Source organism: Amycolatopsis sp. NPDC034160 (assembly GCF_055575355.1).
The window spans coordinates 65,700-91,675 of the sequence record NZ_JBVISU010000031.1; the positions used below are offsets into that span (position 1 = coordinate 65,700).

The following is a 25,976-nucleotide window of genomic DNA, read 5'->3' on the forward strand; positions in this document are numbered from 1 at the left end:
GAGGGGAAATGTGTGGTTTCTGCGGGGTGACCGGCGCGACGCCGCTGGAGGAGGCCGAGGTGGACTGGGTCCGGGAGGCCACCGGCCTGCTCGCCCACCGCGGCCCGGACGACGAGGGCCGCTACACCGGCGACGGCGTGGCGCTGGGATTCCGGCGGCTCGCCATCGTCGACCCGTCGGAGGCGGGGCACCAGCCGATGACGTCCGCCGACGGCCGCTACCGAATGGTCTACAACGGCGAGATCTACAACGCCCCCCGGCTCGCCGCGGAACTGGCGGCCAAGGGGGTGGAACTCAGGTCCTCCAGTGACAGCGAGGTTCTGCTCGAACTGTTCGCTCTGTACGGGCCCGCCTGCCTGGACCGGTTGCGGGGGATGTTCGCGTTCGCGGTCTGGGACACCGAGGAACGCACGCTGTTCGCCGCGCGGGACCCGTTCGGGATCAAGCCGTTCTACTACCGCCTGGACGGCACGTCGCTGCGGTTCGCCTCGGAGAAGAAGGCACTCGTCCGGCCCGGCGCGCATGGCCCGGTCGACCCCGAGTCGGTCCGCCGTTTTCTTTCGCTGCAGTATGTTCCCGGCCCGGGGACGATGTCGCCGCGGATCAGGGTGCTCCCGCCGGGGCACCAGTTGACCTACGGCCCCGACGGTGAGCCACGGGTGCGGCGGTATCACTCGCACGTGTTCCGCCCGGCGGCCGCGGCTGGGCCGGACACGAAACGGCGGATCCGCGAGGCGCTCGAGGACTCCGTGGCCGCGCACCTGCGCAGCGACGTCCCGCTCGGTTCTTTCCTCTCCGGCGGCGTCGATTCGGCGGTCGTCTGCGCGCTGGCCGCGACGCACGACAGTTCTTTGCAGACGTTCACAGTGGGCTTCGGCCGCGAAGGCTACAGCGAGATCGAGCACGCCGTGGCCACCGCGGACGCGCTCGGGGTGAAGGCCAATCCGTACTTCATCAGCGCGGAAGAGTTCGCCGCGCGGCTGCCGGAGATCCTGGCGCAGTTCGACGAGCCGTTCGCCGACGCGGCGGCTGTCGCTTTGTGGTTCCTGGCAAGGGAAGCACGCAAACAGGTCAAGGTGGTGCTCTCCGGCGAAGGCGCCGACGAGCTGTTCGGCGGCTACCACGTCTATCGCGGCACCGGAGAGGGCTACCTCGGAGCGGATCTGGTCTACGAGCCGTCGGAGCTGGCGCTTGTCACCCCCTTGACCGGTGGCTCGGCCGACGACCTGGCGGCACCGCTGCGTGAACGGGCGCGGAAGGCGGGATGGGATCCGGTGACCCTGCGCCAGTCGGTCGATCTGGCACTCTGGCTCCCCGGTGACATCCTGACCAAGGCCGACCGCATGACGATGGCCCACGGGCTCGAACTGCGCGTGCCCTTCCTCGACCGTGAGGTACTCGCCGCGGCGGCGACCCTGGCGTACGACGAGAAGATCAGCCCGGACACGACGAAGGCCGCGCTGCGCGAGGCGGTCGCGGACCTCGTTCCTCCCGAGGTCGCCAGACGGCCGAAGCTGGGCTTCCCGGTGCCGATCCGGTTTTGGCTCCGCGACGAGCTCTACGACTTCGCCGAGGCCGTCCTCACCGAAGCGGAGATCGGTGAGTACATCCATCGTGACACCGCGCTGACGATGCTCCGGGACTATCGGCGAGGGGACGAATTCGACTGGCGCCGCTTGTGGGTCTTGATCTGTTTCGCGGTGTGGCACCGGATCCATGTCGAAGGGGTGGACCCCCGGCGCGTCGGCTGACCTGCCGGTCAACGCGTGCGAGCGCCGCCGCAGCGAAAACAGCGTGTGTCGAGCCGAAGGGACTCAAGGTGCGCGCGAGCGAACTCGGCGTCGACCATGCCGTCCGGGTACAGCTCGATCGCCCGCTCCCAGCGCCCCTTCGCGGTGGCGAGTTCCCGGTGAAGCAACGCCACATGCGCGAGTCCCTCCAAAGCTCTCGCCTCGTAGCGCTTGGACCCGTAATGGACGGCTTGCTCCTGCGCGTGGTCGAACACCTGCCGAGCCTGGTCGATGTCGTTCAGCGCGAGATTCGCCTCGCCGAGCACGTTCAAGGCCTCGCATTCGACCTTCCACAGGTCGAATTTCCTGGACAAGGACAGCGCCGCTCGGCCGTGTTCGATGGATTCGGTCAGGTTTCCCAGCGACCGGTGTGCTTCGGCGAAACCCAGCATCGCCACCGCCCGGCCGTGCTCGAACCTGCCTCTCGTGCTCTCTTCGAGGACCTTCCCGAAGAGCCGGATCGCTTGCCGGTGATCACCCCGGTAATGGAGCACCGCCGCGATACACCAGGAGGTCAATGCCCTTCGTCGCGGATGGCTGTCGTCGGCGAGGATGCCCATGGCCCGGTGGAGATACCGCAAGGCGAGGTCGAACTGCCCCAGATCGCGATAGATGACCCCGAGGTTGTTCGCTATCGCGGCGCGGACGAAGGTTTTCGGGGTGAAGGAGATCAGTTGATCGGCGGAGATGAAGGTGTCCCGCCCTTCCCACAGCCGGTCTTCGTCCAGATGCAGGTTGCCCAGTTCGACCAGCTGCTCGGCCTCCGCCCTCCGGTCGCCGAGGTCACGGCTGATCTTCAAGGCCTGCTCGATGTAGTCCTTGGCCTGATTGGGAGACTTGCGTTCGCGGCAGATCGCCGCCAGCCCCTGCAGGCAGGTCGATTCCCCTTGGCTGTCCCGTAATCCGCGTGCCGAGCGCAAGGCACCTTGGAACAGCGAAAAGGCGGCACCTCCATAGTTGTTGCGTAGCTTCATGAGCGGCTGTATCACGCAAGGAAGCTGCCACGCGTGCCTGAGCCAGTTGTTCTCCGCCGCGTACTTGGCGACCGAAAGCAGGTTGCTGTATTCGAGATTCAGGGCATCGACGGCCTCGTCGGAGGAGCCGACTCGTTTGACGTACCGAGGTGGGTGCTTGACCTGCACAGCGGCGCCGTCGACACCGCTGTCCAGATACTCGCACCAGGTGGCCGCACAGTGCAGGTAATAGTCGAGCAGACGTTCCAACGCGAGTTGGTGCTCGTTGCCGTCTTCGAGCTCTCCGAGTATCTGGCGTGCGCAGTCCTTCACCAGGTCGTGGAAGTAGAAACGCTTGCTCGCCCGCTGCTTGACCAGGTTGTCGTCGAACAGTGATTCCAGGATGTCCTCGGCCTCACCGTGGGACAGGCCGGAGATCGCCGCGACGAGGTAGGCGTCGAAGTCGGTGCCCGGATGCGCGCCGAGCAAACGAAAGACAAGCTGTTGTTCCGGCCGGAGATACCGGTACGACAGGCGCAGCACGGAGATCACGCTGCGGTCGTCGACCTCCAGGAAACGCGCGCGCTGGCTCTGGTCCTTCAGCCGGTCCGTGAGATCCGCGATCGTCCAGTGTGGTCTGCTGCGCAATCTCGCGGCCGCGATGCGGATCGCGAGCGGCAACCGGCCGCACAGCTCGGCGACGGTGGCCACCTCGTCGGCGTCATCGTGGCTTTCTCTGCCCGCGACCTGCTCGAACAGGGCGACGGCGTCGTCACGGGTGAGCACGTCCAGTGACATCGGAACGGCGCCGTCGAGCGTGGCGAGTTTGCGCCGGCTCGTCACGAGCACGAGCACGCCGGCCGTACCCGGCAGGAGAGGGCGCACGTGGTCGGCGTCGATCGCGTTGTCGAGCACCAGAAGTGCCCGCTGCCCGGCCATTTGCGACCGCCACAGCGCGCTACGGGCTTCGAGATGGGGAGGAACGAGTTCGGGCGGTACACCGCTGCCGCGAAGGAGGGTGTCGAGCGCTTGTTCCGGCGCGACGGGTTCCAGCCCGGGGCTGAATCCGTGGAGGTCGACGAAGTACTGGCCGTCCGGATAGTGCTCGGCGATCTGGTGTGCGAGATGCACGGCCAAGGTCGTCTTGCCGACACCGCCCATCCCGTCGATGGCGGAGATCACCAAGGCGGTGGGCGAAGTGTCCCTCGTCGTGGAAAGCAAGTGGGTCAGTTCGGCGGAGCGGCCGGAGAAGTCCCCGATGTCATGCGGAAGGTAGAACCGGCGGGCCGATCCGCTCGTGGCGGGCGAAGGCGAGTCGCCCGAAGGATGAGGGCCGCCGTCGGACGACGTGCGGCCCGGCACGACGATGTCGGGATCGGCGTCGCCGCTCAAGATCACCGCATGGAGCCTGCGGAGGTCTGGACCAGGGTCGATACCGAGGTCTCCGGCGAGAATCCGCCTTCCCTCGTCATAGACGGCGAGCGCGTCCGCCTGCCGGGAACTGAGGTGCAGGGCTTGCATGAGGTGGCTGCGCAGTGACTCCCTGAGTGGATGGTCGGCGACCAGCTGACGTAGTTCGGCGACCAGCGACGCGGCTTCACCTGCCTGCAGGCGATGGGATATCAGGTCCTCGATGGCGGAAAGACGTTGCTCGTCGAGGTTGGCGGCCGCACTGGTTATCGCGTCCCCTTCGAGGCCTGCCAGTGCGTGACCCCGCCAAAGACGAAGTCCTGCCTCGAAAAGTTCGATCGCCTCGGGGATCCGTCCGGCGGAGCCCGCCGCCCTCGCCTGCCGCGCCGTGTCGGAAAAGCGGTACGCGTCTACGACATTCGGCGGAATGTCCAGGCGGTACCCCAGGTCGGTCCTGGTTATGCGGACCTCTTCGTCCAGGGCTTCCAGTGTCCGGCGGAGACTGCCGACGGCGTTGTGGACCTGCTGCCGTGCCGACTGGGGCGGGTCTTCCCACAGATCACCGATCAACTGCCCGTCGGGGACCACCTGATTGGCGCTGAGTACCAGAAGCGCGAGCAGCTTCTGCTGCCTGGCGCCCGGAATTCCAATCGGACAACCGACCGCCCACAATTCGATCGGCCCCAAGATCCGCAGCTCCACGGCTCCCCTCTCGCGCTGGTCGCTGCACCGCGAACCGTTCACCGCCGTACCCGGCAAGAGGCTCCGGCAGGGTGCGACCTGCCAATGAGTTCAAGATCCTCTCAAGAGTAGCGAACCGGTAGCTCCAAGGTAGCCGCCTTGGCTAACCTCGTAGGCGTCTACGAACCACCATCGCCGGGAATATCGCATCGCGGTGGTGTATACCATTGAACTGGGGGATAGTGATGCGGACGATCATGCTCGGGTTAGGTTGCGTCGCCGCGACGCTCGTCATCGCGGTCGCGACCGGCACGCCTTCCGACGAGACGTACGACCGGAAACCGCGCTCGCAGAACAGTGTGGTGGAACAGGAACCGTTCTCGGGGGTGAACTGGGACGACGTCTCAGATGCCGACCACGGCTAGCCGCGATTCGGGGACAGGTCGAGCCGGCGCTCACGGCGTCACCGAGGGCGAGGATCCGGAGCACGGCTTCCGGGGTTTCGTGCTCACTTCGATGGTGCTGGGGCTCGGCTTCGTCATCGCGTGTCTCGCGCAGGTCGACCTTTTCGGGATATCCGGGGGAGTCCGGGATCGCCTGGACGCGTATCGCGTGTTGTGGCCACAGGAATGGGTCTTCTTCATCGGCTTGGACAAGGACTCGGTCGTGCCCTATCACGCCGGGCGCGATGATCGGCTCGTCCGCCTGCGCGAGCGGCAGGTCTGGGGCCCGCGGCTCGGCGGACTCAACCGCGAACACGACGTGTACACGACCGAGGTACGGCAAATCGCCGAGCGGATCCCGGATCGGTACTGGCAGGAATGCGGCCTGGGAGGCGAGGTGCACTGTGAGAAGGTACCGGACCCGGCTTTGCTCTACCGGGCGGAAAATCCTTTGAAGTCACCGACACTCTGCGGCCGCGCCGTGCTCGCCATCGAACGCGCGTCGTCATCGGAAGCCGGATCCCGGCGCGACGGGCCCTGGGCGGCCTACCGAGTCGCCTCGCTGGATTTGCGATGCAGCGGTTGACCAGCCTCCGGCGCAGACTCGGTACGGCGATCGACCAGCACGAACCGCGGAGGCGGGCCTTCGCGGTGGGGCGGAGCTTGCTCGCCGCCGCGACGTTGAGCGTTCTTTTCTTCAATCCTGATACCACGCTGTTCGTGGCTTCGCCTGACGCACCGCAGGGCCTGCGCTGTGGTGGCTTCCGTTCGGCCTCCTTGTGGTGCCTGGCCGCCGAAACGGAGGCGGGGCAGGTGCTCCCCAGGCTCTTGGCGATCGCCACGCTGCTGGTCGTGCTGTCGGGTTACCGTCCTCGCTGGACCTGCCTTCCCCACTGGTACATCACCTTCAGCCTCGCGGTCAGCATGCCGTTGTCCAACGGGGGCGACAGAGCAGCCGCGATCGGAGCGATGCTGTTCGTCCCGATCTGCCTCGGGGACGACCGAACATGGCAGTGGAGCGCCCCCGTGATCCCACTGCCCATGCGGTGGCGAGGTAGTTCGTTCGCGGCCCAGTGGTGCCTTCGCGGCCAGATGGCGCTGATCTACCTGACGGCAGCCACCCACAAAGTGCTGGACCCGGCGTGGTCGCGGGGTGACGCCCTGCACATGGTGGCCTTCGACGCGCAATTCGGCTTTCCCCTTCCGATCCGCGGTTTCCTGGACCCGCTTTTCGCTTCGAGCGGGCTCATCGCGTCGGCGACCTGGGGCGTGGTCGCGCTCCAGTACCTGATCGCCGTCGCGATCCTGGCAGGCGGTAGATGGGGAAAGCCGGCGTTGGGATGCGGGATCGCCCTGCACGTCGCCATCGGTCTGCTGCTGGGGCTGCCCGGCTTCGGAACGGTGATGATCGCGTTGCTGCTCTGCGCGGGATGTTCGTCAGGCGGTGGGCGCGTGGCGGCGCCGGAGCCCGAACCGGTGAGAGCGGCTCGAGGGCCGTGACCACCGATCTGGTGATCGAGCGGTTCGATCCGTCTCTGGCCACGGAGGCGGACTTCGTCGTCTGCCACCGGGTGATGCTGGCCAGTCAGGTCGTGGACCGGCCGGGCGAACTTCCGCTCCCACTCGCGGAGCTGGCCGCGCGGATGAGAAGGCCTATGCCCGGTTCGGGCGCGGTCGTGTACTGGCTGGGCCGTCGCGGCGGGGAGGTCGTGGCGTTCGCCGAGGTGCGTTTCCTGGACGAGGAGAACAGCGATATCGGGCTGACCGACGTGCGGGTCCATCCCGCACACCGCCGCCAGGGGATCGGGGCCGCGATGTTGCGTGCGCAGCTGCCGGAACTGAAGCTCCACGCGCGGCGGGTCGTCGAGTGCTGGGAAGTGGTCGCGGGCACCGCGGGACAGCTGTGGGCCGAGGCACTGGGGTTCCGGCCGGTACGCGTGATCACGAGACAGGTGCTGGTGATCGCCGACGTCGACCGGCGGTCATGGGAGGTCGACGTGCCCGCCGGGTACCGATTGCTGCGGTGGCGGGGATCCGCCCCGCCCGGCGTCGTCGATTCGTACGCTGTGGCACGAGGGGCGATCCGCGACGCCCCCTTGGGGGAATCGGGTTTCCGGTGGCCGGAGTGGTCGGTGCCACGGGTGCGGGCGAAGGAAGCGGAGTTGCGGGCACAGGGGCTCGTGCAGCGGGTGGTCGTCGCCTTGCACGAGGTGTCCGGGACGGTCGCCGGATTCACCGAACTCTGCACCCATCCCCGGCGCCCCGACTGGGGATATCAGCGTGACACGGCCGTGCTCGCCGCGCACCGCGGTGTGGGCTTGGGACGTTGCGTCAAGGCACACATGATGCGGTGGCTGCTTGTCGATTGTCCCGCGCTGGAGCGGATCGGCACCACGACCGGCGCCGAGAACGCGCACATGATCCGCGTCAACCGCGAGGTGGGTTACACGGCCCTGCGTTCCCTGATCGCCGTCCAGCAGGAGCTCCCCGCCGTGGAAAAGCGGCTGGCGGCGCCGCGCCGGTAACGGGTTCATACCGGGCGCCGGCCGGTCGGACAGGCCCCTGACCAGCAGGAGTAGTCGACGAGTCTCAACCTGATAGTGGCGCGTGTAACAATTTTCTGGAAGGCAGGAACGTTCACTGGGGTGTTTCCTGGAACCGAACCTGGTCTCTGCTGGGGAAATTGGGTGGTAACGCCCGGCGAATCGCGCCGAGGGAAAACCCATTCCACCTGTTCTTGTTTACGCCTGAGAAAGATAGGGGAAGGCTGTGCGAAAGTCCTCCGACGCGACATCGAACGGTGAAACAGGGGAATTCCGGTTCTCGGGTTCCGGGGGGTCGACCTCCTCGGAAGTCGACTGGCCGAGCCAGTCTGGCCGGAGGTAGGCAGGGTAGGGCGAATATGGCGTGGCCGAGCCGTTTTCGCGAGACCTTCGCGACGTGGTCTCGGCCCGGCGGTGGGTCGTCGGTCCGGTTGGTCGTGAGTGGCGATTCGGGTTCTTGAGTGGCAAGGCAAGGTTGTCGTGACTGACACTTCTGCGGCGCGTTCTCTCGAAGCTGCGGCCGCTGCTGCTCGTGTCGCGAAAGCCACTTTCGGGACATGTGACGTCCCGAAAGTGGCTTTCGCGACACGCTACCTTTGCCATACGCCTCAATAGAAAAAATCGTCCCTCGTGACCGCCCCAAGCCATCCCTCACCGGAAGCCTCAAAGCTGGGAAGTCCGTGAAGGTCTCCTTCCTTACCTTGGAAGTCGGGGTCCCGGCAAAGTCGAGGTAGGGCTGCCCTGATTCTGGACGCCTGCCGGCTTCAATGTCCACAAGGGACTTTTTCTGACAAGTGAGCGCCCGATTGATGTCGCTGTGTACGATTCTGCGTGCGGTCGTGAGTGTTAATGAGGGTTAGAACAACCCAAATCACTCACGACCCCCTGGTGAAACCGTACAATCCAGCCCAAACGGGCGCTTCTGTCTCAACAAGTGTCCCTTATGGACAGTCAAAAGCCCAGGCTGTGCCTCTCGGGCGAGTCCGCTTCATCGCGACGCGTTCGCCTTGTTTGGCTATGGCAATGATTCTAGTCGCCACGAGGATGTTCTCCGTCGCCTGGCCGTCGAGTTCGCGAAGAAACCGGCCGATCAGTCGCTCGCTGCGCCCGTCTCTATACGCGTCCGCGGTGCGCCGCGGACTCCGGCGGCACCTTCTTCGACAAGGCCGATCACCGAAGCCCGGTGCCCGGTGCTGCGGAATGTCCTCTGCTCCATCCGAACCGTCCTCGTCCTGGCGGTCGCACCGGGCGATCCGTCACGCGGAGTGTGCTGCGGGAACCCATTTGCCAAGCGGGGGGCAAGATTTGCCATATTGTCGCACGGTCTGGCAAGCTGTGGAAACCTCCGGTGATCACGCGGGAGGCGGTGATGCACGGTGACGGAGGTTGGCTCGTGACCGGTCTGGTGGGCCTGGTGTGGCGGCGTGCGAGCCGCTGGCTGCGGATACTGAGTCTGCTGCGTTATGTTCCACCCGCCACGCTGGCGGTGGTGCTGCTGCTCAACGTGCTGCTCGGATTGCTCCCCATCGGCTTCGTGGTCGCCATGAGCGTGCTGCTGCAGCGAGTGCCCACCGCGGTCGGCGGCGATCCCGCCGCGTGGACGGAGCTGCTCGCCGTCTTGGCCGTGGCCGGTGTCGCTTTCGGGATGCAGCAGACACTCGCCCCGTTTCAGGCCGCTGCCGGTGAACTGGTCATGCGGCATGTCGACGGCCGATGCCGTGGCCTGCTCATGCGCGCCGCGCTGGTGGACGCGCCGGCGATGGCGCTGGACGACCCGGATCTGCTCGACGACGTCAACGCCGCGCGGGAGGCCTTCGACCGCGCTTCCGCGTCGCCGGGCGACGCGGCCGCCGGCGCCGTGGCCTTGGTGGCCAGGTACACGCAACTCGTCGGTGCGGTCGTCCTCGTCGGCGTCACCTTGAGTCCGCTGGCCGCCGTCGTGATCGGGGTGACGGCCGTGGTGATCCGCTTCGGTCAACGCGGTTCCCTTGGCAAGTTCGGTGATTTCTACGACGGGCTGGCCGGGGAGCGGCGCAAGGTGTCCTATGTGAAGGCACTCGCGTCCGGTCCGCAAGCGGCCAAGGAGATCCGTCTTCTCGGGCTGGTCGACTGGCTGCGCGACCGGCACCGCGGGGACGACCTCGGCTATCTGCGCACGATGTGGCGAGGCAGGCGGGCGCTGCTCGGGCCGCCGTTCCTGTGGCTGTCCGCGGCCGGGCTCGTCGGCGCCACGGTCGTGTTCCTCCTGCTGGCCGGGCACGGTGGGCTGAGCCTGCTGGAATTGGGCATCGCACTGCAATCGGTGCTGATCCTGATGCGGTTCGGCGTCTACTTCCCGGAATGCGACGTGCAGACCCAGTACGGGTCGCTGGCCTACGAGGCGTTGCTGGCGTTCCGCGCCAAAGGCCGCTCCCTGCGCCCGCTCGAACCCGGCCTGTCCTTGCCGGCCGACGACCTGCCGCTGCGGTCGATCCGGTTCCACGACGTCGGGTTCCGGTATCGCCCCGAGGGTCGGGAGGTGCTCGCCTGCCTCGATCTCGAAGTGCCGGCCGGCACTTCACTGGCAGTGGTCGGCCTCAACGGCGCCGGTAAGACCACGCTGGTCAAGCTCCTGACGCGGCTGTACGACCCGACCACCGGATGGATCTCCGTCGACGGTCACGATCTGCGTGACATCGAACCGCGGGACTGGCATCGGCGGCTCGCCGTGATCTTCCAGGACTACGTGCGCTACGAACTTTCCTTCGCCGACAACATCGCGCTCGGCGCGCCCGAATTCGACGCCTCGGCCGAGGATCTGCTGGCGGCCGCCCGGCGCGCGGGAGCCGCGGAGATGCTGGAGTCCATGCCGGACGGTCCGCGGACCGTGTTGTCTCGTCAGTACGAGGGGGGCCGGGACCTTTCCGGCGGCCAGTGGCAGCGGGTGGCACTGGCACGCGCCCTGCACGCGGTGAACGCGGGAGCCTCGGTGATGGTCCTCGACGAGCCCACCGCGCAACTCGACGTGCGCGCCGAGGTCGAGTTCTTCGACCGCTTCCTGGACATCACCCGCGGCCTGACCACGGTGATCATCTCGCACCGGTTCTCCACCGTTCGCCGGGCGGACCAGATCGTGGTCCTGGAACACGGCCGGGTCGCCGAACGCGGTACCCACGACCAACTGGTCGCGGCGGGCGGGCGGTACGCCACCTTGTTCCGCCTGCAGGCGGAACGGTTCACCGACGAAACGGCGCCGCCGGTTCCCGAATCCACAATGGACGAGGTTTCATGAAGAACCTTGCTCGCACCGCACGATGGTTGCTCACCCTCGCGTGGCAGGCCGACCGGGCCCGCCTGCTCAAGGCGATCGTCCTGCTGACACTGGGTTACCTGGCGACACCGGGGATCGCGCTCGCCCTGGGAGCCTTCACCGACAACCTGCTCGATGGTCAGCTTCGGGCGACCTTCGTCATCGGGGTGCTCATAGCCCTGGTCCTCGTGGCCGAACTGATGATGGGGCACTTCGCGCATCTGTACTACTACGAAGTCGGCGAACTGGCGGAGTCGCGGATCAATTCGGAGCTCATCCTCTACGTCAACGGCACTCCCGGGGTCGAACATCTGGACAACGCGAAGTTCGCCGACACGGTCACACTCGTGCGCGAGGAGATCCAGAAGGCGCGGGCCTACATCGAAGCGCTGCTGCAGGTGGTGCTGCTCGGCGGGCAACTGATCCTCACGACCGTCATTTTGGCTTCGCTTGAACCGTGGCTGCTGCTCCTGCCACTCGGCGCGCTGCCGCCGGTGATCATGGGCCGCTACGCGCAGCGGTCCATCGACCGCTCGCGCGACGCCGCGGTGGAACAGAACCGGCTGGCACGGCATCTGCTGCACGTGGCGACCTCGTCCTCGTCGGCGAAAGAAGCCAGGATCCTCGGTGCGGAGACGGCGCTGAGACGGCGGCATGACCAAAGCTGGCGGCAGGCGACGACGAGGTTGTGGCGTGGGCAGCTGGCGGGAGCCGCGCTGCGCGCGCTCGGCCAGGTGTCCTTCGCCGCCGCTGTCTGCGCCACCATCTATCTCGTGTTGCTGCAGGCCGTCCGCGGCCTGGTGACCGTCGGCGACGTCGTTCTCGTCATCACGTTGGCCGTGCAGGTCAACGCGCAGGTCGCCGCCGCGTTGAGCGTGCTGTCGACCCTGCACGCGGCGGGCCACACCTTGCGGAGGCTGGATTCGCTGAAGGCCTGGCCGACGAGGGAGCCCCGGACACCGTCCGCGGTCAGGCCCGTCCCGGCGCGGTTGCGGCACGGCATCCGGCTCGAGGCGGTGAGTTTCACCTATCCCGGAAGCGATCGACCGGTGCTGCGGGAGGTCGACCTCGACCTGCCCGCCGGCCGGACCGTCGCGCTGGTGGGAGAGAACGGCGCGGGTAAGAGCACACTCGTCAAGCTGTTGTGCGGGCTGTACGAGCCCACGGCGGGCCGGATACTGGTCGACGGTGTCGATCTGCGGGAAATGCCTCCCGAGGAATGGCGATCCGCGGTCTCCACGTTGTTCCAGGATTTCGCGCGGCTGGAGTTCACGTTGCGCGAGAACGTGGGTGTGGGTGACCTCGCCCGGCTGGGGAACGACGACGTCTTGAACGGTGTACTCAGCCGGGCCGGTGCCGAGCCGATCGTGCGGCGGGTACCGGGTGGCCTCGACGGCGCGCTGGGGCACGGTTACACGGATGGCGCGGAACTGTCGGGCGGGCAGTGGCAGACCCTGGGACTCGCTCGTTCCGCACTGCGCGATCAGCCATTGATGCTCGTGCTCGACGAGCCCGCCGCGGCACTCGACGCGGCGGCCGAGCACGCGACCTTCGAGCAGTACGCCGGCTCCGCCGATGAGGTGGGAAGCCACGGCGGCGTCACGCTGTTCGTTTCGCACCGGTTTTCGACGGTCCGGATGGCCGACCGCATCGTCGTGCTGGAGGGCGGCACGGTAGCGGAGATCGGTGACCACGCCGAGTTGCTCGCGAGCCGGGGACTCTACGCCGATCTGTTCGAGCTGCAGGCTCGGAGTTACAGCTGACGCCGCCTGGATGATGTCTTGTTTTGGAGGGTAGATGCCACCACGTGGCCACGACCTGTATCGAGCGGATTCGGAAATTCCCTACTGGAGTTCCGACGGCGAGTCGTATGTCGCGCAGGTCCCGTTGAAGGAGATCCGGAAGACCCGGCCGTTGCGGGTCCTTTCCGAAGCGGATTTCGACTTCTGGCAAACCTGGGGCTATGTCATCGTGCGAAGGGCGATTTCGGCCTCGGCCGCGAAATCGCTGCTGGATTTCGCCTGGGAGTTCCAGGGGCTCGATCCCCGTCGGCCGGAGAGCTGGTATGCCGAGCGCGGGTTCCGGACGGAACTGGAGCGCGATCTGTACATCTACGGCTTCGTCGAGGCCTACCACCACCAGCTCCTGTGGGACTCCCGGCAGACGCGGCGGGTGTACGACGCGTTCGTGGATGTGTGGGACTGCGAAGAACTGTGGGTGAGCCTGGACCGGCTCAACCTCAACCCGCCCAATGTCGGGAACCGGTCCCGGTCGCTCATCGAGCCCACGGAGAAGGGGTTCGACATCGAGCTGCATTGGGATCTCGACAGCACGGCGCCGGAGCCACCGCAACGGGTGCAGGGCATCATCGCGCTCAACGACACGCGGCCCGATCTCGGCGGCTTTCAGTGTGCGCCGGAACTGTTCCGGGCGTTCGAGGAGTGGAAGGCGGCGCAGCCCCCGGATCGCGATCCGATCCGGCCGTCGATAGACCGGGCGCGGACTCCGGTCGTCAGGCCGGAACTCGAGGCGGGCGACCTGCTGATCTGGAACGGAATGCTGGCACACGGGGTGGCGCCCAACACCTCCGGGGAGGGGGTGCGGGCCGTCCAGTACCTCGCCATGATGCCCTCGCTGGAATCGCACACCACGCTGAAGCGATCGCGGGTCGAGTCCTGGCGCCGGCTGAAGACGCCGGAGTGGAACCGCACGCTGGTCGGTGCCGGGGAAAGGCCAGAATGCGAGAGGTATCCGGCCGCCGAACTGAACGACCTGGGTGCGAAGCTGCTCGGCCTCGAACCGTGGCGACGACAGCACACTTCGCCACGAGGAGAAAAGGCATGCGGAAGATCTGTCTGACTCTGCCGACGAACAGGGCCTGCGCGGGCACCCTGTCCGCGGTCATCGAAGAGGCGCAGTACGCCGTCGAACGATTCGACGTCGAAGTGCATGTGCTGGTACTGGACAGTTCTGACGCGCACGACTTCGCCGCACATGCTCAGGTCCTCCACGCGGCTCGCCAAGTGCCGAAGGTGAGCCTGTGGCATCTGGACGAGGCGTACCAGCGAAGCTTCCTGAACCGGGTCATCCGGCGAGCAGGCCTCGACCGGCAGACTCGGCTGCCCGGCTTGATGCTTCCGGCCGGTGTGTCCTATGGTGCCTGCACCAACCGTGCGTTCCTGTTCGGCGCGGCACTCGGATGCGAGTCGGTCCATCGCCGGGACTCCGACAGCCACTATCAGATCCTGAACGACGCCAAGATCTTCCCGATCCACCATGAGCTCGCTTCGCTCGGCAAGAGCGCGGCCGACGCGGCGCGCGGTGTTTCCGAATCCGTGCTGGAGCCGGGTGTCGCGGAGCGGCCTGTCGTCCTGGTGGGTGGCTCCTTCGTCGGCGAACCCTCGGTGGACATCGAGGAGATCCACCGCATGGACGAGGACGTCTACTACGACATCGTGAGCCTTTGGGCTCCTGTCGGCGCTTCGGAAGAAGAGAAGCGGAACCTGGTGAAGGAGTCCTTCCGCGGGGCCGGTACCGGCTCGTTCACCCAGGACCGTTCGACACTGACCGTCCTCGACCCGATGCGCGTGGACATGTGCAACATCGGCTTTTCGCGGGTGCATGAGCAGATACCGCTGCTGCCCGCCACGGACACGATCGGCAGCGACTATTTCCTGCTCCACGTCGTCCACGCCACCGGACTGCCCGCGGTTCAGCACAATCGCGATATCGTGAACTTCTATACGCCGGAACGGCGAACCGATTCCGGCTTCGTCGGCTACCAGCTGCGATTGACCAAGTTCTTCCTTTCGATGCAGTACCTGAACTTCATTTACGGCCGGATGAAGACGGCCGGCAAGTCCTTGTGTGACGAACGGAATCACGTGCGCGCGTCCGCGATCTCGGCATTTGTCAGGGAAAGTCTCGAGCTGGACGACGAGGAGAACCTGCTGCGACTGGCCTGTCTCGAGCGCGGCTACCGGAAACTCGGTGGTAGGTACACGAAACTCGCTGAGATCCTCGCGTCGAGAGGCTCCCGCTTGCTTTCCGAGGCTCGGCAGGACATCGCGGATTTCGCACTGCTGATCGACCACTGGGAACGACTGATGCTGGCGAGCAGGGAAGCGGATCTCGTATCCCCGCCTGGCGGATGAGGACAAGCCACACCATGTTCGACGACAAGCGACTGCTCACCGCCTTGGCGGCGGCCTCCGAGGACCAGATCGTCTTCGACCTCCCGGGGATCGGCGACCGCTACGCTTCTTTGAAACGCGAACTGCCCGGTGTCGCCGTCAGGTTCGCGATGAAGGCCTGCCCGGTGGACGCCGTTGTCGAGTTCTTGGCACGGCAGGGAGCCGGATTCGACACAGCGAGCCCCGGTGAGATAGCGACCGCGCTCGGCGCGGGAGCGCCGCCCGGTTCGGTGCATTACGGGAACACCGTCAAATCCGATCAGCACATTCTCGACGCGTTCCGGCTGGGAGTGCGGGACTTCGCCACGGACAGCGTCGAGGACGTGCGGGCGATCGCCGCGCACGCCCCGGGGGCGAAAGTGTTCTGCCGTCTGGCCACCACCGGGGACGGAGCGCTTTGGGGGCTGAGCGGCAAGAGCGGATGTTCAGGGCCGGAAGCGTTGCGCGTGGCGGAAACCGCGCGAGCGATGGGCTTGAAGGTCTCGGGTTTGTCGGTGCATGTCGGTTCGCAGCAGATGACCACCGAAGCGTGGCGGCGCGCGTTCGATTCCCTGGCGGAGGTGCTGATCGGCCTGAAGCGGAAGGGGATCCTGCTCGAACACGTCAACCTCGGTGGCGGTCTTCCCGCGCTCGGCTACCTCGACGAACAGGGCAGGCCCCTGATTCCCCCGCTCGACAGGATATTCGAGACGATCCGGGCGGGCATGGCGCAGCTTCGGCAAGCGGCCGGGGCCGGCCTGGCCTTCGTCATCGAACCGGGCCGGTACCTGGTCGCCGACCACGGCGCGATCCGTGCCCACGTGGCACGACTGTCCGACCGGGAACTGCTCGACGGCCGGCGCCGGCGTTGGCTGTACCTGAGCTGTGGCAAGTTCAACGGCCTGTACGAGATGGACCAGATCCAGTATCGCCTGGAGTTCCCGGCGCACCGGGATGGCGAGTACGTTCCTGCCATCGTCGCCGGGCCGAGCTGTGACAGCGACGATGCCGCCGGTCATGGCCGGTACCCGGCCCGAGTACCCCTGGGCGTGGCCTCTGGCGATCCGGTGTGGATACTCTCCAGCGGCGCCTACACGACCAGCTACACCACGCTGGGGTTCAACGGCTTCAGCCCGCTCCCGTACACGGTGGCGCACAGCGGTGGTACCGATGAGCGAAAACGGCCCACGCGAGTGTTCACCACGGTGACGGCCACCGGAAGTCGCACGTCAGGGGATTTCGCGAAGGTCCCGTTCCCTGCTCTCGCAGTCGGGGGTACGGCCGGGCGGGGACCACATACTGATGACTGAGTGTTCGTTTGGTAATTCCATGCCCGGTTTTGCAGGTCGTCGTGAGTGGCGATTCGGGTCAATTCGAGGGGTAGGGCAAACGTGGCGTCTTCTGGGGTCGCAACACCTCGTGAGGGTTTGGGGAGGCTGGTCACTCGGGCCGCGGCGCGAGCCGACATCACGCGGAACACACAACGTTTGCCTTACCCGTCAATAGAATGCTCTTCAGCACTCGCCACCCGCAGTGAAACTGTGCAACCACCTGAAACGGGCGCCATGGTCGCGAGTAGCGTCCTTTATGGACAGTTGAGAGAGGTCGGCGTGGGTGAGCGGGGAAGATTCCGGACGTCGAACGTCCGGAATCTTCCCCACTCGGGCCTGTGTAGACGAGCAAAACATCTCCCGACCGCGCGGTCGACGAGCTTCACGTGAACTCCAGGAAGTCGAGGGCAGATGTCTGCCGACATGCGGATCCGACAGATCTCAGAGCGGGACTGGCCGGACATCTGCGGCCTTGAAAGCACGGCCTACCAAGCCTCCGGGCTCTCGGAGGAAGAGGATGCGCTGCGATCACGCGCCGAGCTGTCTCCGCTCACCTGCTTCGTGCTCGATGCCGGACGCCGGACGGCGGGGTACTTGATCGCGTTGCCGTATCCGATGTTCGAGTGCCCGGACCTCGGCCGGCCGGAAAGCGTGGGCGACCGGGACTCGCGGAACCTGCACCTGCACGATCTGGTCGTCGCCAAGGACTTTCGCCGCCAGGGCTTGGCCACGCGTCTCGTGCGCCACCTCACGCTCCGCGCGGCATCGCTGTCCTACGAACGGATTTCGCTGGTGTCCGTCGCCGGTAGTAGTGGTTTCTGGTCGGCGAACGGTTACCGGCCGTATCCCGGGGCAGGGCTTGCGGCAGGCTATGGCGAGGATGCCGTATACATGTCCAGAGCGCTCCGGCCCGGCGGACACACTATCGGAAATCCTTCAGCGTTTCGGTGATCTGGTGGCGGGTGTTCTCCGCCACGCGTGGGTTCGTGGCCGCATAAGCCGTGTAAGCGTTCAACCCCGTACTCAGTGCGTAGCCGCGGCCCCGGGTCCAGGTGGCGTCGTCGACGTCCAGCGTGGCACGAAAGGTCTCCCGGGCCGACGACGGCAGGAGGGTCCAGGCGATCAGCAGATCGCACGCCGGATCGCCCACGCCGAGCCCGCCGAAGTCCAGGACAGCGCTGAGCTTGCCGTCGATGGTCAAGAGGTTGCCGGGGTGCAGGTCGCCATGGATCCAGACCGGTGGCCGGCTCCACGGGGGAGCCACCATGGCCGCATCCCAGACCTCGGTGAGCGCGGTGCCGTCGAAAACGCCGTCCACTGCCTCGATCGCGGCGCGTGTCGAGGGATCACGACGGGCCAGCGGGGCACCGATGAAGCTGTTGTGCGGCCCGGGAACGAGTGTCTCGTCCGGCGGCACTCGCTGGAGGGCCTTCACGAACTCCGCCAGTTCGACAGCGGTCTTGTCCGCGTCGGCGAGTCCGCCGATGGTCGCGGTCTCCCCTTCGAACCACCGCGAAACGCACCAATACCATGGATAGCCTTCACCCGGCGAGCCGAGCGCGACGGGCGTCGGAACGGGCAAGGGCAGTCGCGGAGCGAGGCGCGGGAGCCACTGGAATTCCTTCCGCGGTTGCCCAGTGGACCAGTCTCCGCGTGGCAGGCGTACCGCCAGGGCGTCCCCGAGCCGGTAGATCACGTTGTCCGATCCGGCGGGCTCCAAGCGTTTCAAGGGAAGTGACGCCAAATCCGGCAGCTGGGAGGCGAGAAGTCGCCTGACCAAGGGGGCATCGATCACCGGGTTCTCGCCGGTCTCCTCGATCGTCACGGACATCTCCTCGATGATCTGTCTCGCGGTCCTGGACTTCCGCAGTCGATCACACCACGCGGGCCGTCGCCCGTCGAGCCGGTTTCCGCGGCCACGACCCGCGCGGCTCGAAGTCCGTGCTCAGTCAGACGCGCGGGACGACTCCCGCGCCACGCCGGCGCGCACGCCGTCGAGGATCAGCGGTTCGAGCAGTGAGCCGACCGTCGGCAGCCAGCGGGCCGGTACGACGCGGCGCACGGCACCCGGTCCGAACGTCGCGAGCGCGGCCTTCGTCATCGGCCCGGTGAAGTCCGGTGTCCTGCCGACGGCGCGGGCGTGTTCGGCCGTGATCACTCCGAGCAGGAACGCGACGATCCACATCTCGGACAGGGATATCTCGCTGAGCCGGTCGACGAGGAACTCCCGTTGCGGGTGCCTGTCCAGTGCTTCCTCGAGCAGGACCATCATGTCCTGGTAGGTGACACCGCGTTCGAGCAGCCAGACCCGCGCCGAAGACCGCACTCGTCCGTCCACAGAGGATTCATCGGGGACGCAGGCGTCGGAGTACTGACCCCAGAAGTCGTAGTACGGAACGGTGGCCGGCGCGGTCAGCAGGGAATGGGGACCGTCGGGGACGGCGTCCGACGGCGGGAGACAGGCGGCCGAGCGATTTCCCATGACGTTGTTGCCGACGAGGCTGATGTCGTCCCGGTGGTCCACGAGATTGGCCACTGGGATCACCGTCGGGATGCCGAGGTCGCTCAGGTAGTCCAGTAGCGCGACGTCGTCCGGGGCGCCCTCGTCGACCTTGGCCTGTACGTATTCCTCGAAGCCGCGTGCGACTTCGGCGGGCAGCACCAGTGCCACGGCCGGAATGTAGTCGTCGACGACCGGGGCCATGGTGTAGCCGAGCATCGCGGCGATCCGGATGACATGCGAAGTGCGTGAGCCCCATTCGGTGAACAGGCTGACCGCGGCGTCGGGTCGCGCCGCGATCAGGGAGTTCAGCCTTCGGGTGAAGTCCGCGGACGGCACCGCGTCGTCCTGGATGACCAGGTGATGGGTGGCGTCGGGATCGACCGCGGCCCAGGCGAGGCGGGCCGCGCGCAACGCGGCCGGGGGGCCTTCGGGTTTGGGGTCGACCACGACCTTCAAACCCAGTTCCGGCAGGCCATCGGCCACGGCGCGCGCCGCGTCGATCCGCTTCGGATGCGTCATCACGGCGCCGGAGAGCCGGATCGGAGGAGGTGTCACGGTTGCTCCCGGTTAGAGGTCGTCTCAACGCTGTTTTGCCGGCTCCGGGCGGAGCCACCCCATCCTACCCCAATGTTGCCAGTGGGTTGTCAATAACTTGCCACGGCCTGAGCACGCGTCCTATGCTTCGGCTCGTGTCGAGTCGTGCGAGGAGTGGCCGTGAATAATCCCGTGCTCAGTATCGTGATCCCGTACAAGCAGCGACTGCAGACCTTGAAACCCGTGTTGCGGTCGCTTGCCGAGCAGACGTTGGACAGTGCGAAGTTCGAAGTCGTACTGGGTGTGCTGGAGCACGACCCGGAATTCGCCGCGTTGTGCCGGGAGTACACCGGAAAGATGAAAGTCCTCTCCGTGCAGGTCGAGGAAGGCTGGAACACCAGCAGAGCCACGAATCTGGGTCTTCGACTGGCCTCGGGCGAGATCATCTGCCTGCTGGACGCGGACGTGGTGCTGGCGCCCACGGCGCTGCAGACCCTGTGCGACCGGTATTTCCAGCATGGTCACAACATCTGCGCGATGGGCCAGGTGCTCGGCTACGAGGAGGTCGTCCCCACCGAGGTCGGCGATGTCGAGGTGCGGCCGTTCGAGCACTACCGCAAGGTGCTCGAGGAGTTGGCGACGGCGGACAGGGTGAAACTGGATCCTCGTTTCTCCGCGGAATACGCCTCGGCTTATGCCAGGTACCCGTGGGCCTTCGCCCGTACCGGCCTCATGGCCATTCCGGCGGAGACCGTCCGGCGTCACGATCTGCTGTTGGACGAAGGGTTCGTCAGCTGGGGGCCGGAGGATCAGGAATGGGCACTGAGGATCTCCCGGAGCGGAACGCCACTCGTGCTCGCGGACGACGTGTACGGGATACATCTTCCGCATCGGCGGGATCAGGTGGCCCAGGACGTCTCGGCGTCCATCACCAACCGCTACTACCTCGCCAAGTGGCCGCGTCTCGATCTGGAACTGGCGCTGACCTTCGGTGGCTGGCTCGAGATCGATCCGATCTATCCGGACATCGAGCGGGAGCTGGCAGGCGTGGCCCCTGGTGGTTCGCTCGGGCTCGTCCGCGGGAAGATCGACGGGATCCCCACCCTGGTGGTCGGCGCCGTACTGGATGGACGGGCGGAACTCGATGATCCCGAGCTCGGCGAAGGGTTCGACTGCCGGTCCGAGCTGGAGGTCATCCCCTTGGTCGGATTCGCGATGCCCTTCGCGGACCAGTCCTTCGAGGAGTGCCGCGTTCTCGCGCCGATCCCGAAGTTGAGCGAAAAATACCGCGAAGCCGTATATCGCGAAGCGAACCGGGTCTCGCGTAAACTCGTGACGGCTTAGCGAAAGGCAATGCCGGCGATGGTTCATGACCATCGCCGGCAGGCCGCGTTCCAGGTCAGGCGCCGGGTTTCTCCCACACGGAAACGTGCTGATCGCTTTCACTGGTGAACGGATCCCGTGACCACCCCGCCCACCGGTCCCGCAGGCGTAGCCCGGCCAGCCGGGCCATCAGATCGAGTTCGGACGGCCACACATAGCGGAACGGGATCGTGTGATAGCTGCCGCGGCCATCGACGACCTCGACGTAGTTCGAACTCATCGCCTGGGTCGCCACGTCGTAAATGTCGAATGCCCATTTCGTGGGGCTGACATGGAAGGGGACGACGTTCTGGCCGGCCGGGAGTTTCCGCAGCTCCGGCACACCGACCTCGACGACGAAGCAGCCGCCTGGTTCGAGGTGTTCGGCGACAGTACGGAAGCAGGCCACCTGCTCGTCCTGTGTCGTCAGGTTGTTGATCGTGTTGTAGACCAGGTATGCGACCGAGAACGTTCCGTCGACCTTGGTCGTCGCGAAGTCGCCGATCGTCACCGGAATCGCTTCACCGCCGGGTTTCTCGCGTAGCTTGGCCACCATCGCCCGCGACAATTCGATGCCGTGGACCGGGACGCCGCGGCGCGTCAGTGGAAGCGCGACGCGTCCGGTCCCGATCCCCAGTTCCAGTGCGGAACCCTCGCCTGCCAGCTCCACCAGCAGATCGACCACCGGGTCCACGGCGCTCGGCTCGAACATGCTCGCGGACGACTGGTCATAGGTCGCCGCGACTTCTTCTCCGAAGTATCCGTCAGATTCGTCCACAGCCGTACTCTAACGCGGCGGAACCCCAGGCTGCCAGCCGAACAGGCAAATTTGTGTCAGAGATGTTGACAAGATTGGCAATATGGCTGATTCTGAATTCCGGGCTCGCTCGCCGGGCCACCAGTCTTCGCCGGACGAGGGGGAGTCGGATGTTGTACTCGGGAATCGGCTGGAGTGATACCGGCTTCGAAGTCCAGGTCGTCGACGACCAGGGAAAACCCGCGTTTCCCGCCGAGAGGTTCGCCGCAGGGCGGGTCCGGGACCTGATCGCGTACCTGCGCGGGTTGCCGCGGACTCCGGTCGTGGTCGTGGAGAGCACGAACGGTGTACTCGACGGCCGCCTGATGGCGGCGGGGATCGAGGTCCACCGAGCGGATCCCGCCGTGTTGCCCGCACGTCCGTTGTTCGGTTCCGTGCCGGCCGTCGACCTCGCGCAGGTGGCCCGGGTGAACCTGCGAGCGCTGACCAAGCTGGAACGTGCGCGGGGTACCCAGACCGGGCTGGAGGACGACCTCGCGGCGGGCTACGCGGCCAGCGAACCGGCGGCCGGCAGGCTCGCCGCACAGGGCCGCTGGTTCGGTCACGGCAGCCGGGAGCGTCGCGAGGTCGCGCTGACCTTCGACGATGGTCCGCAGCCTCCCTACACCGACCTGGTTCTCGACATCCTCGAACGCTACGGGGTGCCCGCGACCTTCTTCTGCGTCGGTACCTATGCGCAGGCACATCCGGAATCGCTGGCCAGAATGGCCGAGCAGGGGCACTCCATCGGCAACCACACCTGGTCGCATCCGCTTCTGCCGGAGCTGACCCGGCCGCAGCTGATCGCGCAGATCGAGCGTACCGGGGACGCCATCGCCGAGGCGTCCGGTTCGAAGACGGCGTTGTTCCGGCCACCCTACGGCTTGTGTTCTCCCGAGGTGGTCGGCTGGCTGGGTGAATTGAATTTGACGACCGTGCTGTGGGACGTGGCGCCGGACGACTGGGCGATGCCGGGCACCGATTTCATCTCCGGGCTGGTCCTCGACCAGACCCGGCCCGGTTCGGTCGTGCTCCTGCACGATTCCGGCGGTGACCGCTCGCAGACCGTGGGCGCGTTGTCGCAAATGATCGAAGGCTTGCTGGAACGCGAATTCCGCTTCGTCGCCGTCGACGACCTGTCAGCGGCTGAATGAGCTATACGGCTTCACGTCAGTTGAGCCGAGCATCGGCAGCCAGCCACCGTTGGGGGGAAGATGACAACGACACACGCCCCGATCACGAACTGGGCAGGGAACGTCACCTTTGACGTGAATCGCATGCACCGACCGGAATCGGTCGACGAGTTGCGGCGCGTCGTGGCTCGCTGTCCGCGCGTTCGCGCGCTCGGCACCGGGCACTCGTTCAGCCGCGTGGCCGGCACCGAGCACGACCTCGTGCGGCTGGACGGGTTGCCGCGCCGCGTCGTGATCGACCACGACGCACAGACGGTGACCGTGACCGGCGGCATGCGGTACGCGGACCTGATCTACGTGCTGCACCGGCAGGGCTTCGCACTGGCGAATCTGGCTTCGCTCCCGCACATCTCGATCGCCGGAGCGTGTGCGACCGGCACGCACGGTTCCGGCGACACGCAGCGGTGCCTCGCTTCTTCCGTCGCCGGACTGGAGCTCGTCGGCCCGGACGGTGATCTGAGCCAGCTGAGCCGCTCTGTCGACGGGGACGAGTTCGCGGGTTCGGTGGTGGCGCTGGGAGCGCTCGGGATCGTGACCAGGGTGACCCTCGACATCGAGCCCGCTTTCGCCATGGCGCAGCGAGTCCACCTGCTCGTTCCGCTGGACGAGGTCGCGTCGTCGCCGGACGAGGTGTTCGGGGCCGCCTACAGTGTCAGCTTGTTCACCGACTGGCGCGACACCGGTGACGTCTGGCTGAAGCGTCGCTTGGGCAGGCCCGAGACGGGCTGGGACGGCGGTCAGCGGGCACAAGAGCCCATGCATCCCGTGCCCGGCATGCCGGTCGAGCTCAGCACCGAGCAACTGGACGTGGGCGGTCCGTGGCACGAACGGTTGCCGCACTTCCGGCCGGAACTGACCCCGGGGGCGGGTGAGGAACTCCAGTCCGAGTTCTATCTGCCCCGCGCGGCCGCACCGGCGGCGTTCACCGCGATCCGTGAGATCGGCGATCTCGTGGCGCCGGTCATGCACATCGCGGAAGTGCGCACCGTACGCGGGGACGACCTGTGGCTGAGTCCCGCCTATGACCGTGACACTGTGACCTTCCACTTCACCTGGATCGACTACTTCGACGCCGTCGAGCCCGTGCTCGCGGAAGTGGAGAAGCGGCTGTTGCCGCTCGGCGCCCGCCCGCATTGGGGCAAGTTGACCACGATGGCACCTTCTGAGATCGCCACCGTCCACGAGCGATCCGCCGATTTCGCGCAGTTGATGCGCAAATACGACCCCGAAGGCAAGTTCCGTAATGCCTTCGTGGACGACATCTTCGGGCAGGTGTGAAGCGTGCCCGTCGGCCTGATGTCATGACCGAGCCTCTGTCGCGAAGGTCTCCGCGACAGAGGCTCGGTCATGACATCAGGTATTTGTGTGCGTGAAGTCAGCCATTCTGGCTGTCGCGCCAGGAGATCCAGTCTCGCAGTGGTTCCAGGTCGTAGTCCGGACCGTCGATACCGACGGTGAACAAGGAGGCGCCGAGCCGACGCAACCGGGGGCCCAGCTCGTCCGGCCGCCCGACGTGCGACGGGGTGCCGAACACCCCGGTGGAGATCTCGATCTCCCGCGGGTCGCGCCCCACCGCGGCGCAGTGTTTCTCCAGCACGTTCACCTTGTGTGCCAGCGTATCCGGGTCGTGAAAGCCGTGCCAGATGTCGGCGTGCTCGGCGACCAGCCTGAGGGTCTTCTTCTCTCCGACGCCGCCGATCAGCATCGGGATCTTCCTGGTCGGTGGCGGATTCAGGTTGGCTAGCCTGGCTTCGACGCGGGGGAGCGACCGCGCCAGGTCGGCGAGCCGCATGCCGTCGGTGCCGAACTCGTAGCCGTATTCGACGTAGTCCCGCTCGCACCAGCCCGAGCCGATCCCCAGGATCAGCCTGCCTTCACTGATGTGGTCGACCGTACGTGCCATGTCGGCGAGCAGTTCCGGGTTCCGGTAACCGTTGCAGGACACCATCGGGCCGATCTCCACCCGGCTGGTCGACTCCGCGAGTGCGGCGAGCATGGTCCAGCATTCGAAATGCGGGCCGTCGGGATCGCCCCACAATGGGAAGAAATGGTCCCAGTTGAAGATGATGTCGACACCGAGCGCTTCGGCTTCCGCCGCGGTGTCGCGGATCTTCCGGTAGCCGGCGTGCTGGGGCTGCAACTGTAGTCCGATTCGGACGGGACGGCCGGTCATGACATCGCGCCGTGCGCGGAGTACTCGGTGAAGTGCCGTTCCGCGAACAGTTCCGGCCTGTCGCCACCGAGTCCCAGTTCGCGCGCCCGGCTCAGGATGTGCCGCCAGTACGGCTTCACCGGCGGCCACCGGGTGCCGGTCTGGCAGTAGGAGCTGTCCACGAAGTACCGCGGCTTGGCCGACTGACCGTCGTTCGTGCGCCGGGCGTGGAAAAGCGCCGAGTGCAGGACCACGGTCGAGCCGGGAGGAAGCCGGTCGATGACGACCTCGCCCGGTAGCACGGCGGTGCCCAGATGCGCCCGCGCCGTCTTGCTCGTCTCTTCGAGATGTGAACCGGGCAGCACGACGAGCGAGGCGGTGTCCTCGGCGAGTCCGTCGAGATAGTGCAACGTGTGGACCATGAGGGGGGAAAGGTCGCTTCCCGCACCCCGCTCGTAGTCGTGGTGCCACGGCTTCCCCGGCAGATCCGGGGCCTGCCGGTCACTGTGCAGGTGGTGAAACACAAATTCGGTGCCCAGCAAGGTTTCGAGCAGTTCCATGAGCGGCTGGTGGGTGATGAGCTCGCCATGGGCAGGCAGTTCCAGTTCCACGACCGGAGGCAACCCTTGGGTTTCCGGATCCTTCGCCGCGGCGATCGACTTCGCCCGCAAGCCGTCGTCGACCCACCGGTCGACCTCGGAGCGCATCCGGTTCACCAGCTTCGCCGGCAGGAATCCGGGCAAGATCAGGTAGCCGAGCCGGTGGAACCGGTCGAGTTCGGTGGCATCCAGCACGGGTGATGCCGAGGCTGGGCGTCGGTGAGG

Annotated in this window: 20 protein-coding genes; 14 read left to right on the top strand and 6 right to left on the bottom strand. The window is 66.4% G+C overall.

The window, feature by feature from the left end; all coding sequences use genetic code 11:
* Nucleotides 1–8 precede the first annotated feature (8 nt).
* The gene (gene asnB / locus ACZ54P_RS37425; protein WP_465466344.1) at nt 9–1,751 is read left to right on the top strand and encodes an asparagine synthase (glutamine-hydrolyzing); all 1,743 of its coding nucleotides are present in this window, start codon (nt 9–11) and stop codon (nt 1,749–1,751) included.
* Between the two features lie 8 nt (nt 1,752–1,759).
* Here the strand turns inward: asnB and ACZ54P_RS37430 are convergent, their stop codons facing one another.
* Entirely contained in the window at nt 1,760–4,855 is a 3,096-nt protein-coding gene (locus tag ACZ54P_RS37430) for an AfsR/SARP family transcriptional regulator (RefSeq protein WP_465466345.1), read from the bottom strand.
* A 224-nt stretch (nt 4,856–5,079) separates the two neighbouring features.
* On the opposite strand from ACZ54P_RS37430, the gene ACZ54P_RS37435 reads away from it, so the two are divergent.
* The 10 genes from ACZ54P_RS37435 to ACZ54P_RS37480 all read left to right on the top strand — a co-directional run bounded on the left by ACZ54P_RS37435 (nt 5,080) and on the right by ACZ54P_RS37480 (nt 17,563).
* Nucleotides 5,080–5,259, top strand: a complete 180-nt coding sequence (locus ACZ54P_RS37435; protein WP_465466346.1) for a hypothetical protein — start codon at nt 5,080–5,082, stop codon at nt 5,257–5,259.
* Entirely contained in the window at nt 5,243–5,863 is a 621-nt protein-coding gene (locus tag ACZ54P_RS37440) for a hypothetical protein (protein ID WP_465466347.1), read from the top strand. Before ACZ54P_RS37435 ends, ACZ54P_RS37440 begins: the two co-directional genes overlap by 17 nt.
* Nucleotides 5,851–6,777: a hypothetical protein gene (locus ACZ54P_RS37445; protein ID WP_465466348.1), complete on the top strand. Its 927-nt coding sequence runs from the start codon at nt 5,851–5,853 to the stop codon at nt 6,775–6,777. The genes ACZ54P_RS37440 and ACZ54P_RS37445 overlap by 13 nt, the downstream gene beginning before the upstream one ends.
* Complete coding sequence (locus ACZ54P_RS37450; protein WP_465466349.1) at nt 6,774–7,802, top strand: GNAT family N-acetyltransferase; 1,029 nt, start codon at nt 6,774–6,776, stop codon at nt 7,800–7,802. Before ACZ54P_RS37445 ends, ACZ54P_RS37450 begins: the two co-directional genes overlap by 4 nt.
* Before the next feature lie 1,411 nt (nt 7,803–9,213).
* Nucleotides 9,214–11,091: an ABC transporter ATP-binding protein gene (locus ACZ54P_RS37455; RefSeq protein ID WP_465466350.1), complete on the top strand. Its 1,878-nt coding sequence runs from the start codon at nt 9,214–9,216 to the stop codon at nt 11,089–11,091.
* Nucleotides 11,088–12,872: an ABC transporter ATP-binding protein gene (locus ACZ54P_RS37460; RefSeq protein WP_465466351.1), complete on the top strand. Its 1,785-nt coding sequence runs from the start codon at nt 11,088–11,090 to the stop codon at nt 12,870–12,872. Before ACZ54P_RS37455 ends, ACZ54P_RS37460 begins: the two co-directional genes overlap by 4 nt.
* 34 nt (nt 12,873–12,906) lie before the next feature.
* A complete protein-coding gene (locus ACZ54P_RS37465; protein WP_465466352.1) occupies nt 12,907–13,968 on the top strand; it encodes a phytanoyl-CoA dioxygenase family protein in 1,062 nt (353 codons plus the stop codon).
* Nucleotides 13,950–15,263 (top strand): DUF6271 family protein, encoded by a 1,314-nt coding sequence (locus tag ACZ54P_RS37470; RefSeq protein ID WP_465466353.1) that lies wholly within the window; start codon nt 13,950–13,952, stop codon nt 15,261–15,263. Before ACZ54P_RS37465 ends, ACZ54P_RS37470 begins: the two co-directional genes overlap by 19 nt.
* 14 nt (nt 15,264–15,277) lie before the next feature.
* Nucleotides 15,278–16,591, top strand: a complete 1,314-nt coding sequence (locus tag ACZ54P_RS37475) for a type III PLP-dependent enzyme (protein WP_465466354.1) — start codon at nt 15,278–15,280, stop codon at nt 16,589–16,591.
* Nucleotides 16,592–17,023: 432 nt separating this feature from the next.
* A complete protein-coding gene (locus ACZ54P_RS37480) occupies nt 17,024–17,563 on the top strand; it encodes a GNAT family N-acetyltransferase (RefSeq protein ID WP_465466355.1) in 540 nt (179 codons plus the stop codon).
* On the opposite strand, the gene ACZ54P_RS37485 is transcribed toward ACZ54P_RS37480, so the two are convergent.
* Together ACZ54P_RS37485 and ACZ54P_RS37490 are read right to left on the bottom strand one after the other, a co-directional pair.
* Nucleotides 17,535–18,443 (bottom strand): aminoglycoside phosphotransferase family protein, encoded by a 909-nt coding sequence (locus ACZ54P_RS37485; protein WP_465466356.1) that lies wholly within the window; start codon nt 18,441–18,443, stop codon nt 17,535–17,537. The genes ACZ54P_RS37480 and ACZ54P_RS37485 overlap by 29 nt on opposite strands.
* Nucleotides 18,444–18,557: 114 nt before the next feature.
* Nucleotides 18,558–19,670, bottom strand: a complete 1,113-nt coding sequence (locus ACZ54P_RS37490) for a hypothetical protein (RefSeq protein ID WP_465466357.1) — start codon at nt 19,668–19,670, stop codon at nt 18,558–18,560.
* A 159-nt stretch (nt 19,671–19,829) separates the two neighbouring features.
* Here ACZ54P_RS37490 and ACZ54P_RS37495 point away from each other — a divergent pair, with 159 nt between their 5' ends.
* Nucleotides 19,830–20,993: a glycosyltransferase family 2 protein gene (locus ACZ54P_RS37495; RefSeq protein ID WP_465466358.1), complete on the top strand. Its 1,164-nt coding sequence runs from the start codon at nt 19,830–19,832 to the stop codon at nt 20,991–20,993.
* 55 nt (nt 20,994–21,048) lie between these two features.
* On the opposite strand, the gene ACZ54P_RS37500 is transcribed toward ACZ54P_RS37495, so the two are convergent.
* A complete protein-coding gene (locus ACZ54P_RS37500) occupies nt 21,049–21,789 on the bottom strand; it encodes a class I SAM-dependent DNA methyltransferase (RefSeq protein ID WP_465466359.1) in 741 nt (246 codons plus the stop codon).
* A 149-nt stretch (nt 21,790–21,938) separates the two neighbouring features.
* On the opposite strand from ACZ54P_RS37500, the gene ACZ54P_RS37505 reads away from it, so the two are divergent.
* Together ACZ54P_RS37505 and ACZ54P_RS37510 are read left to right on the top strand one after the other, a co-directional pair.
* Complete coding sequence (locus tag ACZ54P_RS37505) at nt 21,939–22,961, top strand: polysaccharide deacetylase family protein (RefSeq protein WP_465466360.1); 1,023 nt, start codon at nt 21,939–21,941, stop codon at nt 22,959–22,961.
* Between the two features lie 123 nt (nt 22,962–23,084).
* Nucleotides 23,085–24,278, top strand: a complete 1,194-nt coding sequence (locus tag ACZ54P_RS37510) for an FAD-binding protein (protein WP_465466361.1) — start codon at nt 23,085–23,087, stop codon at nt 24,276–24,278.
* A 97-nt stretch (nt 24,279–24,375) separates the two neighbouring features.
* Here ACZ54P_RS37510 and ACZ54P_RS37515 read toward each other — a convergent pair whose 3' ends face one another.
* On the bottom strand, nt 24,376–25,173 hold the full coding sequence (locus ACZ54P_RS37515; RefSeq protein ID WP_465466362.1) for an LLM class F420-dependent oxidoreductase: 798 nt from the start codon (nt 25,171–25,173) through the stop codon (nt 24,376–24,378).
* The gene (locus ACZ54P_RS37520) at nt 25,170–25,946 is read right to left on the bottom strand and encodes a phytanoyl-CoA dioxygenase family protein (RefSeq protein WP_465466363.1); all 777 of its coding nucleotides are present in this window, start codon (nt 25,944–25,946) and stop codon (nt 25,170–25,172) included. The genes ACZ54P_RS37515 and ACZ54P_RS37520 overlap by 4 nt, the downstream gene beginning before the upstream one ends.
* Between the last annotated feature and the right edge of the window lie 30 nt (nt 25,947–25,976).

Bases quoted from the DNA above. Each gene is read 5' to 3' on its own strand.
- asnB (WP_465466344.1), top strand. From the start codon at position 9: ATGTGTGGTTTCTGCGGGGTGACCGGCGCGACGCCGCTGGAGGAGGCC.
- ACZ54P_RS37440 (WP_465466347.1), top strand. From the start codon at position 5,243: ATGCCGACCACGGCTAGCCGCGATTCGGGGACAGGTCGAGCCGGCGCT.
- ACZ54P_RS37515 (WP_465466362.1), bottom strand. From the start codon at position 25,173: ATGACCGGCCGTCCCGTCCGAATCGGACTACAGTTGCAGCCCCAGCAC.
- ACZ54P_RS37470 (WP_465466353.1), top strand. From the start codon at position 13,950: ATGCGGAAGATCTGTCTGACTCTGCCGACGAACAGGGCCTGCGCGGGC.
- ACZ54P_RS37480 (WP_465466355.1), top strand. From the start codon at position 17,024: ATGTCTGCCGACATGCGGATCCGACAGATCTCAGAGCGGGACTGGCCG.
- ACZ54P_RS37460 (WP_465466351.1), top strand. From the start codon at position 11,088: ATGAAGAACCTTGCTCGCACCGCACGATGGTTGCTCACCCTCGCGTGG.
- ACZ54P_RS37475 (WP_465466354.1), top strand. From the start codon at position 15,278: ATGTTCGACGACAAGCGACTGCTCACCGCCTTGGCGGCGGCCTCCGAG.
- ACZ54P_RS37445 (WP_465466348.1), top strand. From the start codon at position 5,851: ATGCAGCGGTTGACCAGCCTCCGGCGCAGACTCGGTACGGCGATCGAC.
- ACZ54P_RS37485 (WP_465466356.1), bottom strand. From the start codon at position 18,443: ATGTCCGTGACGATCGAGGAGACCGGCGAGAACCCGGTGATCGATGCC.
- ACZ54P_RS37510 (WP_465466361.1), top strand. From the start codon at position 23,085: ATGCACCGACCGGAATCGGTCGACGAGTTGCGGCGCGTCGTGGCTCGC.
- ACZ54P_RS37505 (WP_465466360.1), top strand. From the start codon at position 21,939: ATGTTGTACTCGGGAATCGGCTGGAGTGATACCGGCTTCGAAGTCCAG.
- ACZ54P_RS37465 (WP_465466352.1), top strand. From the start codon at position 12,907: ATGCCACCACGTGGCCACGACCTGTATCGAGCGGATTCGGAAATTCCC.
- ACZ54P_RS37435 (WP_465466346.1), top strand. From the start codon at position 5,080: ATGCGGACGATCATGCTCGGGTTAGGTTGCGTCGCCGCGACGCTCGTC.